Below are 781 nucleotides of genomic sequence, written 5' to 3'. Positions count from 1 at the left end.
ACTTATATTCATTACTCAATATTTTCACTCCTTATTTTGTGTCCGAATCGGACACATTTTTATTTTCTAAATTGGTTCTTAGATTTTAAATTTTCTTTCGTTTTTTCAATCCTTTTTATTTCCTCTGCCTTACATTTGGATAAATCTACTGCATATGGACAATTAGCTTCTTCCTCTACTCTAATAAGGCTTATATCATCAAATGCTTTGTATAAAGAGCATGTCTTATAATCACATTTACAACCAACGCATTTAATCTCTGCAAGCTCTTCTATTATTGGATCAAATTTTTCTCTTTCCATGACAACATATTTAAACCTATCCTTAAAATCTCTATATAGCTTTTTAACTGTATAGTCATCTATTAATCTATAATCAAATTTAAGTAGCTGCTTTTTCAATTTATCACTTTCTACTTCATCTATATTTTCTTCTATCTCTTCGCAAAACTTGGTTAAATAAGTCTTTACTAACTTAATACTTTTTTGCATCAATTGTGTAAGCATACCTCTTCTTGACCATTCGACCCATATTTCATTAGTAATTTTATTGTTTAGGTTTCTTTCACCATTTATAGTCTGAATAAATGACTTTGCAATCATATAAAAATTTCTTTCTTCCACATTTAAGTACCCTCTTTTAAACTTACTCAATTCCATGCACCTTCTTTCTTAATATCAATTCAATATCATCACTAATCTTTTTTACCTGTGCATTAGTAATTCCATTTCTTTTCATAGCTTCAGTAACCGAATCTATTAAATAACTTTCAAACTTCCGG

General features: G+C 28.4%; 1 protein-coding gene. It reads right to left on the bottom strand.

Annotation, left to right across the window (positions count from 1 at the left end; translation table 11 throughout):
• Positions 1-59: 59 nt before the first annotated feature.
• On the bottom strand, positions 60-653 hold the full coding sequence (locus CLPUN_RS10375) for a DUF5651 domain-containing protein (RefSeq protein WP_077847209.1): 594 nt from the start codon (positions 651-653) through the stop codon (positions 60-62).
• Between the last annotated feature and the right edge of the window lie 128 nt (positions 654-781).

The organism is Clostridium puniceum (genome assembly GCF_002006345.1).
GTDB lineage: Bacteria > Bacillota > Clostridia > Clostridiales > Clostridiaceae > Clostridium > Clostridium puniceum.
This window is presented reverse-complemented; position numbering and strand designations above follow the sequence as displayed.